We start from the raw sequence: 13,870 nt of genomic DNA, 5'->3' as shown, positions 1-13,870 counted from the left end.
TGCGGTACATAAAACAACCACCGGGAATAAACGCCACCCGGCGGTTGTTTTCCAGCAGATTGTACTGAATTAATGTGACCGATCGCCGACCCACACCACCATCACCTTGTCGTCGCCAAGCCGGCGGCTGAAGGCATAGTAGCTTGCGGTTTGCTGCGACTGCTGCGTGCCAGCGCCGATCGCAGGATGGCGGGCGCGGAACTGCCCAAGCCGCTGCCAATGCGCCAGCAGCGGCGCCTTGGCGCCTTGCAGTTCACGCCAGTTCATATCGGAACGCGTGCCCTGCAGCGGATCCGAACCGGTCGGGCCGAGCTGACGACCGCTTTCATCACCGTAGTAAATTTGCACCGCCCCTGGGGCCAGCAGCAGCAAATCTGCCGCACGCTGCTGCAATGGCAGCGAACCCTTGGCGTCGCTGGCGAAGAACAGCCGGGTATCGTGCGAGGAGAGGTAGCTCAGTACGTTGAAATCCTGCAGCTTGTCGGCCATTTGTTGGTAAGTGGCATCGATACTGGAGAAACAGCTCAACGCCTGCGACGCCTGATCCTGAAAATCGAAATTGATCATCGCGTCAAAGCCGTTCTGGTAATAGTCGCTTTTCATCACGCCATGGCCCCAGGCTTCGCCGGTCATCCAGAATGGGGCGTCATCCAGCGCCTGTTGCGGATTGGCGGCTTTCCATTGCGCCAGCGCCGCCGTGGCACGTTGTTTCAGCAGCGCCAGCGTGGGCTTCTCCACGTGCTTGGCGGTATCGACGCGGAAGCCATCGATGCCGTAATCGCGCACCCATTGGCTGAGCCAGGTGGTGAGATAGTCGCGGGTCGTGGCACCGGGAATGTCGTGCGCGGCGGTGTCGGGTTTATGGCGATAAAACAGCGGCAGCCCACTGGCGCCGGGCGCTTCAGTTTTGATGTCCGGGAGGAAGGCCAGTGACATGGTGAGGTCGTTATAACCCGGCGAGTCATAGTCGCCGATATCGGTGCGGATCCAGTTTTTCCCCCACCATGGGCTCCAGCCCGCCTTGTCGCTGAAATTAATGTAATCGTTGAAGCTGTGCCAGTTTTGGCCCGGACCGGGCCGCCAGTCCCCCCAGTTTTTACCCAGCGTTTTTTCGATCTCCGCGCCCTTCAGGTAGAGCGAGCCGAATTGGAAGGTCTGCATATCGGCCAGGGTGGCGTAGCCGACATGGTTTACCACCACGTCGAACAGAATGCGGATGCCGCGCTGGTGTGCCTGTTCGACCAGCTTGTGCAGGTCTTGCTCGGTGCCCATGTTGGCGTCGAGCCGGGTCCAGTCCAGTGCGTAGTAGCCGTGATATGCGTAGTGCGGGAAATCGCCTTTGGTGCCGCCGCCGACCCAACCGTGGATCTGTTCGAGCGGCGAGCTGATCCACAGTGCGTTGACGCCAAGCTGTTGCAGGTAATCCAGCTTTTGCGTCAGCCCGGCGAGATCGCCGCCGTGGAAGGTGCCAATCTCCTGCATGCCGTCGCTGCGGCGGCCGTAGCTGTGATCGTTGGCCGGGTTGCCGTTTTCAAAGCGATCGGTCAGGGCGAAATAGACCGTGGCGTTGTGCCAGTTGAACGGTGCCGGTTTTTCCGTGCCGGCGGATTCCAGCAGCAGCATTCCGCCGCTGCCTGCGGCAGGCTGAAGGGTCACTTTGCCCTGGCTGACCTTGGCCGTTTGGCCGGAATAGAAATCGCGTACCCTTTCGCCTTCGGCGAAGGTCGTCGCTACGTCAAGGGTGACGGGTTGGCCGTCCCAGCGCTGGCAGGTGCGGGATACCGCCGCGGCGGCGGCCTGTGGGGCCGTTTTCAGGCTGAGCTGCAGCGTTGGCGTGCCGCTGCGGGTATCGACGCGCACCTGGTATTCACCGTCGCGGAACAGCCGCCAATTGACCGGTGGGGCATCGCCGCAAGGTTGCAGCGACAGGGTTTGATTCAGCTTTGCCGCCGCGGTCGGCTGCCAGCATTGCCGATCCTGATAAATTTTCAGCGGCAGTTCGCCCTTGGGCAGCGTGGCGTGGCTGGTGAACAGCCCGGCGGTCGATTCGTCAAAGGTCGGGAAGCTTTGCAGCGTCCAGTTTGCCAGTGCGGCCGGTGACAGCAGCATCAGCAGAGGTAGGGTCAGGCGTTTCATGGCTCTCCTTACGCGTGGCAGGAAGCGTTTTTATTCTGGGGTAATGCTCAGTGTGACAAATGAAGAAAAAATAGCCTCATCCCGATGGCGTATTTTCAGGGAGGAGAAGGAAGGGGGAGAACCAACGCTGTTACCCGGTGTTTTTCTAATCTATATTACAATGTATACATTGTAGTATGAGGTGATCTATGAGCGTGATGTCTGTTCGATTATCGGAAGATCTCAGTGAGCAGCTTGAAGCTTTGGCCAAAGCGACCGGCAGAACAAAATCGTTTCTGGCTGGGCAAGCCATTCGGGATTTTATCAACCGCGAAGCCTGGCAAATTGCTGAAACTCAACAGGCGATGATTGAGGCGGATCAAGGGGATTTTGCTTCTGATGATGAAATGGAAGCCCGTTTCAAGAAGATGGGAGTGATTGTTAACGATGAAAATTAAATGGCTAAGGAAAGCCGCAAGCAATTTTGATGACGAATATGATTGGTTTTATCAAGAGAGTCCTCAGGTTGCGACTGAGTTTGCCAGGGAGGTCTTTCGTTTAGTGAGTTTATTGGTTTCCAACCCGGCCTTGGGCAGAGCCGGCAGGGTGATGGGCACGCGGGAAATAGTGATGAAAACTTTCCCGTATCTGATTCCATACAGAATCAAAAACAATGAAATACATATCCTTAGGATTTTCCATATGCATAGGCGTCCACCGAAAAAATGCTGGTAATTTTGCATGGATGCCAGTTTTTTAGCCCACTGGCATCCATGAAAGTTACTTCTTCAGCAACTGCGGATTGACGCAGTTTTCCTTGACCGTGCCGGTCAGGGCGGCAATCAGGTTATCCACCGCGCATTCGGCCATGCCATAGCGGGTTTCATGAGTGGCGGAGCCGATATGCGGCAGCGCCACCACGTTCGGCAGCGTCAGCAACGGCGAAGAGACCGGCAGCGGCTCTTTCTCGAAGACGTCCAGCCCGGCGGCGTGGATCGTCCCGTTCTGCAACGCGTCGATCAGCGCGGCTTCATCCACCACCGGGCCACGGCCGGCGTTGATCAAAATGCCGCTCTTTTTCATCTTCGCCAGTTGGTCGCGGCTGATCATATGGAAGGTTTCTTCGGTCAGCGGCAGCGTGATGCAGATGAAATCGGACTCGGCCAACAGGGTGTCCAGATCGCAGCGGCGGGCGTTAAAACGCGTCTCGGCCTCTTCGTGGGTGCGGCGGGCGTTGTACAGTATCGGCATACCGAAGCCGAAATGCGCGCGCTGCGCCAGTGCCAGACCGATGCGACCCATGCCGAGGATGCCGAGGGTTTTATGGTGCACGTCGACGCCAAACCAGTCCGGCCCGATGCTGCCCTGCCATTCACCGGCTTTTACCCGCTCGGCCACTTCCACCACGCGGCGCGCCGTCGCCAGCACCAGGCTCATGATGGTATCGGCGACGGTTTCGGTCAGCACGGTCGGGGTATGCATCAGCACCACGTTATGGGCGTTAAGCGCGTCGACGTCGAAATTGTCGTAACCGACGGAAATGGTCGAGGCGGCGCGCAGCTTGGGCGCCTGCTGCAGGAAAGCTTCATCAATCTTGCCGCCGGAACCGATGATCCCTTCCGCCTGAGCGAGCGCCTGTTTCAGCTCGTCGCGGTTATCCGGCGACAGGCCATCGAAGGCGTGCACGGTGAAGTGCTGTTCCAGCCGTTCACGCAGCTCGGTGGGAATGCTTTTGTACAATACGATAGAAGGCTTCATCACGAACTCCAGCAATACCCTTTGTCTTTCAGGCTGTAGCGTTGTTGGCTACAACCCGAAACCCATCGGGTATGTTCAACGAAAAATAAAGTATAACGAGATCAGGCTACTTGTGGATGAACCTCGTTGCGGGCGGGTTTGACGATCAGTGTCACCACCACCGCCACGACCAGCGCAATCGCCATAAACATATAGGAAGCTGCCGGGTTGCCTGTCGCGCCGTTCAGGTAGCCGACGAACCAGGAGCCGAAGAAAGAACCCAGCGCCCCCATGCTGTTGATCAGCGCCATTGCGCCACCGGCGACGTTTTTCGGCAGCATTTCCGGAATGATGGCGAAGAAGGGGCCGTACGGGGCGTACATTGCCGCGCCGGCGATCACCAGCAGACCGTAGGAAACCCAGAAATGGTTGGTGCCGATGGCATAGGAGCCGAAGAACGCCAGCGCGCCGATCAGCAGCAGCGGCCAGACGAACAGCTTACGGTTCTGCATTTTGTCCGAAGCCCAGGACACCAGAATCATGGAGATAGTCGCCGCCAGGTAAGGTACCGCCGACAGCCAGCCGGCTTCCACCATGCCCATTTGCATGCCGCTGCGCAAAATGGACGGCAACCAGAGTACGAAGCCGTACACGCCGATGCTCCAGGCGAAATACTGCACGCACAGCAGGATCACGTTGCGTGAGCGGAAGGCTTCGCCGTAGTTGCGCACCGCCTTGATGCCTTTTTGTTCCTCATCAAGCTGCTTCTGCAGCGCCGATTTTTCGTCTTCGCTCAACCATTTGGCCTGCGCCGGCTTATCTTTCGCCAGCACCCACCAGCAGAAGGCCCAGAGTACCGCCGGGATACCTTCGATGATGAACATCTCGCGCCAGCCGAAGGCGTGGATCAGGTAGCCGGAAACCACCGACATCCACAGCACGGTTACCGGGTTACCGAGGATCAGGAAAGTATTGGCGCGTGAACGTTCTGATTTGGTGAACCAGTTGCTGATGTAAATCAGCATCGCCGGCATCACGGCCGCTTCCACCACGCCGAGAATAAAGCGAATGGCGGCCAACATCGGGATATTGCTGACCACGCCGGTCAACGAGGCGCAGCCGCCCCACAGGATCAGGCACCAGAAGATCAGTTTTTTTACGCTGCGGCGTTCGGCATAGATCGCGCCGGGAATTTGGAAGAAGAAATAGCCCAGGAAAAACAGTGCGCCCAGCAGCGAGGACATGCCTTTGGTAATGCCCAGATCGTCGTTGATGCCGGCGGCCGAGGCAAAGCTGAAGTTAGCGCGATCGAGGTAGGCCAGGCTGTAGGTGATAAACACGATGGGCATGATGTACCACCAGCGTTTAGCCGCGAGAGTCGCTTTATTCATGGTCTGATTCCTCAGTGATCTCCCAACGCGCCCTGGTTGTAGGGCCAGAGGTACACGTCGTGCGGAGAAGTCGGTTAACCGATTATGTTTGTTATGACCCTAAATAATTCGAGTTGCAGGAGGGCGACAAGAGCGTGAATCCCGATGAGCTTACTCACGTAAGTGATTCGGGTGAGTGCTCGCAGTCAACACACCTGCAGCTTGAAGAATGACGGGTATATTTATTCAGCCAGTGCCGCGCGGGTCGGCAACCCTTCGCTGTCGCCGATGGCCTGGATCGCCAGCGAGCCGATTTTATTGCCGCGTTGCACCGCCTGTTTCAGCGTTTTGCCCTCCAGCAGGGCGCTGATTGTCCCAACGGCAAAGCCGTCTCCCGCACCTACGGTATCTACCACGTTGCTGACTTTGATCGCCGGCACCGTGGCCCGATCGCCGGCGGCGGTTTTAAACCAGGCGCCGTCCGGGCCGGTTTTGATGATCACCGCTTGCACGCCGCGTTCCAGGTAGAAGTCGGCGATGCCTTCCGGCGTGGATTGGCCGGTAAGAATTTGCCCCTCTTTGAGCCCCGGCAGCACCCAGTCGGCAGCGAACGCCAGCTTGTTCAATTGGTCGATCATCACCTGTTGGCTGGACCACAGCACCGGGCGCAGGTTGGGATCGAATGAAATGGTCTTGCCCATGGCGCGCATCTCACGGGCGGCATGGTTGCACAGCTCCAGAGACTGGCCGGACAGGGCCGCAGCCACGCCGCTCAGGTGCAGATGGCGTGCGGAGCCGAAGTAATCGCGGTTAAAGTCGGCGGTCGACAAATGGCTGGCCGCTGAGCCTTTGCGGAAGTATTCCACACTGGGATCGGTACCATCGGTGGTTTTCGATTTGATCTGAAAACCGGTCGGATAGTTGCCGTCTATCGTGACTTGCTGGAAGTTTATGCCTTCTTTTTTCAGCTGTTGCAGAGCGAAACGGCCGAAAGCGTCGTTGCCGACCCGGCTGACCCAGCCCACGTTCAGGCCCAGGCGCGCAAGGCCGATCGCCACGTTCAGCTCGGCACCGGCGATGCGCTTGGTGAAGGTCTCGACTTCAGCCAGATCGCCGGTTTGCGTGGCCACGAACATCGCCATGGCCTCACCCAGCGTAACTACGTCCAATGGCGCATTACGCGCCGCTGTCAGCGTTGTCATGATGTTTACTCCGCACGCAGAAGGTTAACGTAGTGGCGGGTAACGGCTTCCAGGCTGTCACCCTGCAGAGGGAATTCGATGCCGCGCGGCGCGTCCAGCGGCAGGCGGGCCAGCAGATCGCGCCAGCTGCCGTCGGTGTCGTCCAGCGCCACTGCGCGCCAGCCGCGCGGGCCGTGGGTGGCGGCTTTAACGTGAACATAGCTGACGTGGTTCGCCAGGCGTTCTGCGGCGGCGAAGGCGTCTTGCCCCACCCAGTGCCAGTTGGCCATATCGAACGTCATGCTGACCGGCAGGTGGTTATCTTCCGCCGCATGGAAAAAGGCATTCAGCAGCGACAGAATGCCGCAGTCAGGAGTCTGGTCATTTTCCACCACCAGTTTGACCGGGTGCTGCTCCAGCGCCACTTTCAGTTCGGTAAAATCGAAACCCGGTTGGTAGTGGCCAAGGGAAAGCTTCAACTGCCGAGCATGCAGCACCTGGGCTTCTGCCAGCAGCGCCGGCAGGTTTGGGTTCAGCGTATGCTGTGGGGTAAACAGCGCCTCAGGAGCGGAATAAACGGCAAACAGCTGTTGTTGTTCAATCGCCTGAGCCAGCGCCGGCAGGCTTTCCAGCTCCTGGGCGGAAAACAGTTCACGGCGGATCTCCACGCCATCAGCGCCTGCGCCGGCGATGATCGGCAGTAAAGCGGCTTGCCCGCCGTGTTGCTGAACCACATCGGTGCCGTATGCGCCGGTCACTACGATAATTTCTCTTTTCATTTTGTTGGCTCCTGAGGTGGCGTTATTCCCACCGCTGCTGTTAAGAGTACGTTAAATGGAACCGGTTCCAGGTGAAAGCGACAGAATGTAAAAATATGATCGCAATCACGAACATGAGCAAAAAATAGTCTTTCGAGGGGGCAGAGAGGCGCCGTAAACCGCGCCACAGCTGGGAAGGGGGGTTATCGGGTGGTGGAGCCGCGCACGATCAGTTCACCGGAGAACATCTGTTCGCCGATCGGCGCATCCAGGCCCTGAATACGTTGCACCAGTTGTTCCAGCGCCGCGTGGCCCATTTCATAGGTCGGTTGCTTCAAGGTGGTGATGCCTACCCCCGCCAGTTCTGCCCATTCCAGCTCGTCAAAGCCGAGCAGGCCGATATCGCTGCCCCATTGGATGCCCAGCCGGCGCATGGCGCGCGCTACCTGCAACGTCAGCGCGCCGTTGGCGGAAATCACCGCCTTGCGCATACCGCGGTGGCGGGCGTTAAAGCCACTGAGCACGCTTTCCAACTGCTTCAGGTCGTTAAGCGGCGTCTCGGCCTGTTCAGCCAGCAGCCCGTCATGTTGCGCCATGGTCTGGTTAAAGGCGTGCAGCCGCTCCAACCGGGTATTGACCGTGCCGATAGGCTCGCTGAGAAACAAGATGGCTTCGAATCCCTGCTGCAACAGATGTTCGGTAGCAGTGGTCGCCGCCTCATGGTTGTTCAGGCCGACCACGTCGCAGGCGAAATCAGGGATTTTGCGGTCGATCAGGACCATCGGCAGCATGGATTGTTGCAGCGTCGACAACGCTTCTTCACGCATGCCGACGGCGTTGACCACGATGCCCTCCACCCGATAGCTGCTGAGCAGCTGCAGATAGTGTTGCTCCTGATTGACCTCGTTATTGGTGTTACACACCAGCAGGGTAAAGCCGTGTTGACGGCAGGCGGCTTCGATGCCGCGCATGACGTCCACCGAGTAGGGGTTGGTGATATCGGCGATGATCAGGCCAATCAGGCGCGTTTGCCCGCCCTTCAGGCTGCGGGCCATCTGGCTCGGCCGGTAGTCGAGCTGGTGGATTGCCTGTTCGATGCGCTGTTTGAGATCGTCAGAAAGCAGGTGCTGCTCACCATTCAGATAGCGCGATACGCTGGTCTTGCCGGTTTTGGCGGTTTTCGCCACATCGCTGATGGTGGCGCGCCCCGAGGCGCGCATTGCCTTAACAGTGCTCACTGCCGATCTCCCCTGCGGTTAATTGCCAAGGAGACTACCACACCCGGCGCCGGGCCGGGAATGCTGAATGGCAGGTTGTGCGTGACTAAGGGATGGGCGGAAAGCGAGAAGCGGCGGGGCTTGGCGCCCCGCACGGGATTACTGCAGCGGGCTGAGGGTGATCTCGACGCGGCGGTTTTGCGCCTTGCCTTCTGCCGTGCTGTTGGAGGCGATTGGATTATCCGGGCCTGCGCCTGAGGTGCGGATGCGGTTTGCCGCCACGCCCTGGGTGATCAACGCGCTGCCTACGCCGTCGGCGCGCTGTTGCGACAGGGTCATGTTCAGGGAGCGGGAACCGGAGCTGTCGGTGTAGCCAATCACGTTAACCGCAGTTTTTGGGTATTCCTTCAGCACCATGGCTACGCCGGTCAGGGTGTTGGCGCCCGCCGGTTTCAGGGTGGCGCTGCTGCTGTCGAAGGTGACATTGTTCGGCATATTCAGCACGATATTGTCGCCCTGGCGGGTGACGCTGACGCCGGTGCCTTTCATTTTGTCGCGCAGCTTGGCTTCCTGCACGTCCATGTAATATCCCGCGCCGCCGCCCAGCGCCGCGCCGGCTGCTGCGCCGATCAGCGCACCTTTGCCGCGGTCTTTTTTCGACGAGGAAATCATGCCCACGCCGGCACCCAGCGCAGCACCAATACCGGCGCCAATACCGGATTTGCCGGCTTCAGATTCCCCGGTGTACGGGTTGGTGGTACAGGCTGACAGCGTGAGCGCAACGCTCACCGCGCCGGCAATAATCGCAATGCGTTTCATGTTTTTTCCTTAACAAGCGGATAGAAGCTAAGCCTGTTATCAGGGAAAAATCAGAGGAATACCATGCAGCGGATTCTGAATTGACCGCACCCCGGTGCAGAGTGCGTTATTTTTAAGCAAAATCGACAGAATTCAGACGGCCGGTGGCCAGTTCATGATCAGCGTATAAGCCTGGGTTTCTTCATTGAACAGCCGTTGGGATACCTGAAAACCCTGCTTACGGTAGAACGCGCAGGCACGCAGATTTTGCTCATACACTTCAAGGCTCAACCGGGGATAGCGCTGCTGTACGTGCGTCATCAGCGCCTGGCCGACGCCGTGGCCGTGAAAGGCCTGTTCGACGAACAGCGCGCCGATAAAACGGTCATCCAGCACGCTGATAAACCCGACGATCTCCCCTGCGTGGCAATACACCCAGCTTTGCGCCCGTGGCAGATAGCTATCCCGTACCAGCGCAGCGCTTTCCCGCCAATAGCTTTCCACCACGAACGGGTGGGCGGCGATGGTGCTGGGCAACCACAGGGCTATCAGCCGCGGTATATCGGCCGGGCGACAGGGGCGGATCATTTCTGCTTTGGGTAGCAAATACACCCGGTCAGATGATCGTTCACCAACCCGCAGGCCTGCATAAAGGCGTAACAGATGGTGGAGCCGATAAATTTGAAGCCGCGTTTTTTCAACGCCTTGGACAAGGCATCGGACAGCTCGGTTTTCGCCGGCACCTGGCTCAGCGCTTGCCTGCCGTTGAGCTGTGGCTCGCCACCGACAAAGCCCCAGATAAAGGCGGAAAAATCTTCGCCGGCTGCTTCCATGGCCAGATAGGCTCTGGCGTTGGCGATGATGGCTTCGATTTTGCCGCGATGGCGGATGATGCCGCTGTCTTGCAGCAGCGTTTCCACGTCCTGTTCGGTCATGGCCGCCACCCGTTGCGGATCGAAATTGTGGAAGGCGCGACGGTAATTTTCGCGCTTTTTCAGCACCGTGATCCAGGAAAGCCCGGCCTGCTGGCCTTCCAGACACAGCATTTCAAACAGTTCGCGCGCATCGGTGGTCGGTGCGCCCCATTCCTTATCGTGATAGTCGAGATATAACGGATCTGCCGTTACCCAACCGCAACGTTCGCTGGTCATACTGCCTTTCCTTGAGCTGTGTTTATTTACAGTAATCATCTCCCGAAGCGGTGAGCTTGGCAAGCCCCTGATTGTTTTATCATCAAGCGACTTGACGTGGCGAAAAAGCCAGCAATATTTACTAGATGGCCGCAGGCAAAAAAGGTCAATGATAAGAAACGGTTTTCCTTCATTTGCTGGCTCTCAGGAGTCTCTTCATGCCTCTAAAAATAACTCGCATGCCCCGCCCGGCGGCGCTTGCAGTGGCGATATTATGCAGTACGACTACCCCGGCGCCGGCTTATGACCAAGTCTACGTATTTGGCGATAGCCTGAGCGATACCGGCAACAATGGCCGCTTTACCTACGACAGCAATAAACACCTGTTGTATGACGAAGTGCTGGCGCAACGCATCGGCGCAGCGCTGGTGGCGTCGGACGACGGTGGCTACAACTATGCCGCCGGCGGCGGCGTGGCGGTACCGGCGCTCAACCCGGCGGACAATACTCAGGATCAGGTGCAGAGCTACCTTGGTCGGGTCGATGGCCGGGCCGACAGCGACGGTCTGTATATTCACTGGATTGGCGGCAACGATCTGGCGGCGGCGGCGTTAAATCCGGCCACCGGGTCGGACGTGGCCTATAACAGCGCTGCGGCAGCCGCAGTACAGGTTCATTCACTGTTGGATGCCGGCGCAGGTACGGTGATCGTGCCGACGGTGCCGAATATTGGTTCAACGCCGCAGCTGATGGAGCTGATTATCCAGCAGGCGCTGACGCCGGTGCAGGGCGCCGCCGTGCAGGCGGCCTATGCCACCCTCAATTCGCTGACCACGCCGGATAATGCTTCGCGCACTCAGGCGATCCATCAGGCGCTGACTTCCGCTGCCGCACAGGCCAGCGCAATCCCGCAGGTGCAGCAGGCGATCGCTGCGCAGCTGATTGCCGCCTTTGACAGCCTGAGCGCTCAGGCCGCGCAACTGACCGATTTTTATAACCAGAGTGAGGATCGCCTGCTGGCGCAGGGCGGCGGTAATATTGTTCGCGTCGACGTGAACAAGCTGTTCGCCGAGGCGATAGCCAATCCGGCGCAGTTTGGCTTCGCCAATACCGCCGGCATGGCCTGCCCGGCCGGCGTGTCGTCGGCGGTGTGCAATTCCGCCATGCCGGGGTTCGACGCCAGTCAGTCCTATCTGTTCTCCGACCATTTTCACCCCAGCCCGCAGGCGCATCTGTTGATTGCCGATTATATTCAGGCGGTGCTGGACGGCCCGGCGCAGGTGGTGGCGCTGAATCAGGCGACGGCGGCGATGGCGCGTGACAGCCGCGCGACGCTCGACAGCCGTTTCCAGCAACTGCGCAATGGCGACAATCCGCAGGGAGCGCTGGGCGTCTTCGGCGGCTATGCCGGGCAGCATTATGATTACTCGGCCAATAAGGCGGCGGGCGACGGCAACGCCACCACCCATAATCTGACGGTTGGGGTCGATTATCAGTTGACCGAAGGCTGGCTGATTGGCGCGCTGATATCCGGTTCCAATGACGATCAACAGCCGTCCAGCCGCTATGAATACAAGGCGCGCGGCCTGTTGTTGTCGGCCTTTACCGCCCTCGATCTGTTTGAGCACGGCTGGGTGAATGCCGATCTGCACTATGCGACCATGGATTACGACGATATTCGCCGCAGCATGCAGCTTGGGCCGCTAACCCGTACCGAAACCGGCTCGACCTCCGGCAAGCAGTGGGGCGCTCGCGTTACCGCCGGATACGACTTCCCCATCACCTCTTACCTGACTACCGGCCCGATGGCGCAGTTTGCCTGGGATTACAGCAATGTCTCCGGTTACAGTGAGGATGGCAACACCAGTACCTCAATGCGCTTTAACGACCAGACCTACCATTCGCAGATCGGCGCGTTGGGCTGGCGGCTGGATACTCAATTTGGCCTGTTTAATCCGTACGCCGAAGTCAGCTATCAGCATCAGTTTGGCGATGATGTCTACCGGGCCGGCGGCGGGCTGAAGTCCACGCAGACCTCGTTCACCCGCGACAGCGCCAGCCAGGATAAAAACTGGGTGGATGTGACGCTGGGGGCGAACATGCCGCTGACTGACCAGGTGGCGGCGTTCGCCACCGTTTCGCAAACCGGCGGTCTGAGCAGCGGCGAGCAGTTTATGTATAACGTCGGCGTCAGTGCGAGGTTTTGATGCTTAGGGGCACAGATTCGGTGCCTGTGCTGATTCCCTTCATCTTCCTTTCCGGTTGCAGCAGGGTCATGCACAGCATGCTGCAGAACGATACCGCGGCGGTGGCGAAGAACATGGCGCCATAGCCGTGGTGCTGCGCCAACCAACCGCTCAGCATCGGCGCGGTTATCGACGCAATATTGGCGATCGCCAGCGTCATGCCGCTGTAAGCGCCCACCGACGCCTTCGGCGTGACGTCGATCACCACCGACCAATACACATTATTCACCAGCGCATTCAGCGCATTGCCCAGCGTCATCAACAGAATGATTTCAGTCGGCGTGCTCATAAACGGGATCAGCAGGAAGCAGGTGGCGGTCAGCAGCAGCGTCACCGCCGCAAACAGGTTGCGCGCCAGCCGCAGATTGCCAAAACGCCTCAGCAGCGCATCGGCGATGCGGCCGCCGAGCAGCACGGTAAAGCAGGCGCCGCTCCAGGGGATCATCGCCACATACCACAGCGAGTGCAGATCGTAATTAAAGGTGTCCTGCAGGTATTTCGGCCCCCAGGTGACCAGCACAAAGGTGACGTAGAGGAAAGAGAAGTAACCCAGGGCGTTAAACACCAGCGTGCGGTTGGTGAAAAATGCCCACCACGGCAGGTGCGGTTGTCGGCTGTCCGCTTCCTGATCGGCGCCGATGGCCGCCAGTTCGGTGGCGTTAACCAGAGGATGCTCCTGCGGCGTATCGGTAAAGACGCGGGCGAACAGCAAAATGGCGATCAGCGAGAACAGGCCCAGCAGAATAAACATGCTGCGCCAGTCATCGGTCAACAGCAGCAACCCTACCGCCAACGGTGCGGTGAGCAGTGAACCCACCTGGGTACTCAACAGGCCGATGCCCAATGAGAATCCCCGTTCCTTGCGCGGCGCCCAGTTGGCGATGGTTTTGTTCATCAGCGCGTAGGCCGGGCCTTCGGCAAAGCCGAACATGATCCGCAGCGCGGCGAACCCCATGATCGCCGAACCGCCGAACAGCGCCACCCCCAGCTCGCCGGCCCAGGCAGTGGCGATCTCCAGCAGCGACCACAGGGCACCGGCCATCAGCCAGACTTTTTTGGTGCCGATTCGGTCGGCCAGAAAGCCGCCGCACAGCGAACCGAACAAATAGCCGAAGCCGAAGTAGCCCAGCACGGCGCCCAGCTGCGCCTTGTTGAAGTTGAATTCATGCGAGATATCGTTGGCGGCGAAGGATAACGCGCCGCGATCGACGTAGTTGATCAGCGCAATAAAAAACACCATGGCGAAAATACGGTAGCGATAGCGGCTGTCGGTTAAGGCGTTGGTCATCAGCGAACCTCCTGAAACGTTTGATATCAG

Annotated in this window: 13 protein-coding genes; 3 read left to right on the top strand and 10 right to left on the bottom strand. The window is 58.9% G+C overall.

Annotated elements, in window-relative coordinates; translation table 11 throughout:
* Positions 1–69: 69 nt before the first annotated feature.
* Positions 70–2,136, bottom strand: a complete 2,067-nt coding sequence (locus tag JK621_RS16265) for an alpha-amylase (RefSeq protein ID WP_212556859.1) — start codon at positions 2,134–2,136, stop codon at positions 70–72.
* A gap of 188 nt (positions 2,137–2,324) precedes the next feature.
* On the opposite strand from JK621_RS16265, the gene JK621_RS16260 reads away from it, so the two are divergent.
* Positions 2,325–2,573 carry a CopG family ribbon-helix-helix protein gene (locus tag JK621_RS16260; protein ID WP_212556858.1) on the top strand — a complete coding sequence of 83 codons (249 nt, stop codon included), beginning with the start codon at positions 2,325–2,327 and terminating at the stop codon, positions 2,571–2,573.
* A complete protein-coding gene (locus JK621_RS16255) occupies positions 2,563–2,850 on the top strand; it encodes a type II toxin-antitoxin system RelE/ParE family toxin (protein WP_212556857.1) in 288 nt (95 codons plus the stop codon). Before JK621_RS16260 ends, JK621_RS16255 begins: the two co-directional genes overlap by 11 nt.
* A gap of 45 nt (positions 2,851–2,895) precedes the next feature.
* Here the strand turns inward: JK621_RS16255 and ghrB are convergent, their stop codons facing one another.
* From ghrB to JK621_RS16215, 8 genes are all read right to left on the bottom strand, one after another.
* Positions 2,896–3,873, bottom strand: coding sequence for a glyoxylate/hydroxypyruvate reductase GhrB (gene ghrB / locus JK621_RS16250; protein WP_212556856.1), 978 nt, complete (start codon positions 3,871–3,873; stop codon positions 2,896–2,898).
* 101 nt (positions 3,874–3,974) lie between these two features.
* Positions 3,975–5,243, bottom strand: coding sequence for an MFS transporter (locus tag JK621_RS16245; protein ID WP_212556855.1), 1,269 nt, complete (start codon positions 5,241–5,243; stop codon positions 3,975–3,977).
* 221 nt (positions 5,244–5,464) lie between these two features.
* Entirely contained in the window at positions 5,465–6,424 is a 960-nt protein-coding gene (locus JK621_RS16240) for a sugar kinase (RefSeq protein ID WP_212556854.1), read from the bottom strand.
* Positions 6,425–6,429: 5 nt separating this feature from the next.
* The gene (locus JK621_RS16235) at positions 6,430–7,182 is read right to left on the bottom strand and encodes a sugar phosphate isomerase/epimerase family protein (protein WP_212556853.1); all 753 of its coding nucleotides are present in this window, start codon (positions 7,180–7,182) and stop codon (positions 6,430–6,432) included.
* Positions 7,183–7,364: 182 nt separating this feature from the next.
* Positions 7,365–8,381 carry a LacI family DNA-binding transcriptional regulator gene (locus tag JK621_RS16230; RefSeq protein ID WP_126486199.1) on the bottom strand — a complete coding sequence of 339 codons (1,017 nt, stop codon included), beginning with the start codon at positions 8,379–8,381 and terminating at the stop codon, positions 7,365–7,367.
* Positions 8,382–8,537: 156 nt separating this feature from the next.
* The gene (locus JK621_RS16225) at positions 8,538–9,197 is read right to left on the bottom strand and encodes an OmpA family lipoprotein (RefSeq protein ID WP_063198876.1); all 660 of its coding nucleotides are present in this window, start codon (positions 9,195–9,197) and stop codon (positions 8,538–8,540) included.
* A 132-nt stretch (positions 9,198–9,329) separates the two neighbouring features.
* Positions 9,330–9,764 carry an N-acetyltransferase gene (locus tag JK621_RS16220; protein WP_212556852.1) on the bottom strand — a complete coding sequence of 145 codons (435 nt, stop codon included), beginning with the start codon at positions 9,762–9,764 and terminating at the stop codon, positions 9,330–9,332.
* Entirely contained in the window at positions 9,761–10,327 is a 567-nt protein-coding gene (locus JK621_RS16215) for a DNA-3-methyladenine glycosylase I (protein WP_212556851.1), read from the bottom strand. Before JK621_RS16215 ends, JK621_RS16220 begins: the two co-directional genes overlap by 4 nt.
* 197 nt (positions 10,328–10,524) lie before the next feature.
* Here JK621_RS16215 and JK621_RS16210 point away from each other — a divergent pair, with 197 nt between their 5' ends.
* On the top strand, positions 10,525–12,513 hold the full coding sequence (locus JK621_RS16210) for an autotransporter outer membrane beta-barrel domain-containing protein (protein WP_212556850.1): 1,989 nt from the start codon (positions 10,525–10,527) through the stop codon (positions 12,511–12,513).
* On the opposite strand, the gene JK621_RS16205 is transcribed toward JK621_RS16210, so the two are convergent.
* A complete protein-coding gene (locus JK621_RS16205) occupies positions 12,497–13,840 on the bottom strand; it encodes an MFS transporter (protein ID WP_212556849.1) in 1,344 nt (447 codons plus the stop codon). The two genes, JK621_RS16210 and JK621_RS16205, sit on opposite strands and share 17 nt — an antisense overlap.
* Between the last annotated feature and the right edge of the window lie 30 nt (positions 13,841–13,870).

It is taken from the genome of Serratia plymuthica, from assembly GCF_018336935.1.
GTDB lineage: Bacteria > Pseudomonadota > Gammaproteobacteria > Enterobacterales > Enterobacteriaceae > Serratia > Serratia plymuthica_B.
This window is presented reverse-complemented; position numbering and strand designations above follow the sequence as displayed.

Bases quoted from the DNA above. Each gene is read 5' to 3' on its own strand.
- JK621_RS16260 (WP_212556858.1), top strand. From the start codon at position 2,325: ATGAGCGTGATGTCTGTTCGATTATCGGAAGATCTCAGTGAGCAGCTT.
- JK621_RS16245 (WP_212556855.1), bottom strand. From the start codon at position 5,243: ATGAATAAAGCGACTCTCGCGGCTAAACGCTGGTGGTACATCATGCCC.
- JK621_RS16265 (WP_212556859.1), bottom strand. From the start codon at position 2,136: ATGAAACGCCTGACCCTACCTCTGCTGATGCTGCTGTCACCGGCCGCA.
- ghrB (WP_212556856.1), bottom strand. From the start codon at position 3,873: ATGAAGCCTTCTATCGTATTGTACAAAAGCATTCCCACCGAGCTGCGT.
- JK621_RS16240 (WP_212556854.1), bottom strand. From the start codon at position 6,424: ATGACAACGCTGACAGCGGCGCGTAATGCGCCATTGGACGTAGTTACG.
- JK621_RS16230 (WP_126486199.1), bottom strand. From the start codon at position 8,381: ATGCGCGCCTCGGGGCGCGCCACCATCAGCGATGTGGCGAAAACCGCC.
- JK621_RS16215 (WP_212556851.1), bottom strand. From the start codon at position 10,327: ATGACCAGCGAACGTTGCGGTTGGGTAACGGCAGATCCGTTATATCTC.
- JK621_RS16255 (WP_212556857.1), top strand. From the start codon at position 2,563: ATGAAAATTAAATGGCTAAGGAAAGCCGCAAGCAATTTTGATGACGAA.
- JK621_RS16220 (WP_212556852.1), bottom strand. From the start codon at position 9,764: ATGATCCGCCCCTGTCGCCCGGCCGATATACCGCGGCTGATAGCCCTG.
- JK621_RS16225 (WP_063198876.1), bottom strand. From the start codon at position 9,197: ATGAAACGCATTGCGATTATTGCCGGCGCGGTGAGCGTTGCGCTCACG.
- JK621_RS16210 (WP_212556850.1), top strand. From the start codon at position 10,525: ATGCCTCTAAAAATAACTCGCATGCCCCGCCCGGCGGCGCTTGCAGTG.
- JK621_RS16235 (WP_212556853.1), bottom strand. From the start codon at position 7,182: ATGAAAAGAGAAATTATCGTAGTGACCGGCGCATACGGCACCGATGTG.
- JK621_RS16205 (WP_212556849.1), bottom strand. From the start codon at position 13,840: ATGACCAACGCCTTAACCGACAGCCGCTATCGCTACCGTATTTTCGCC.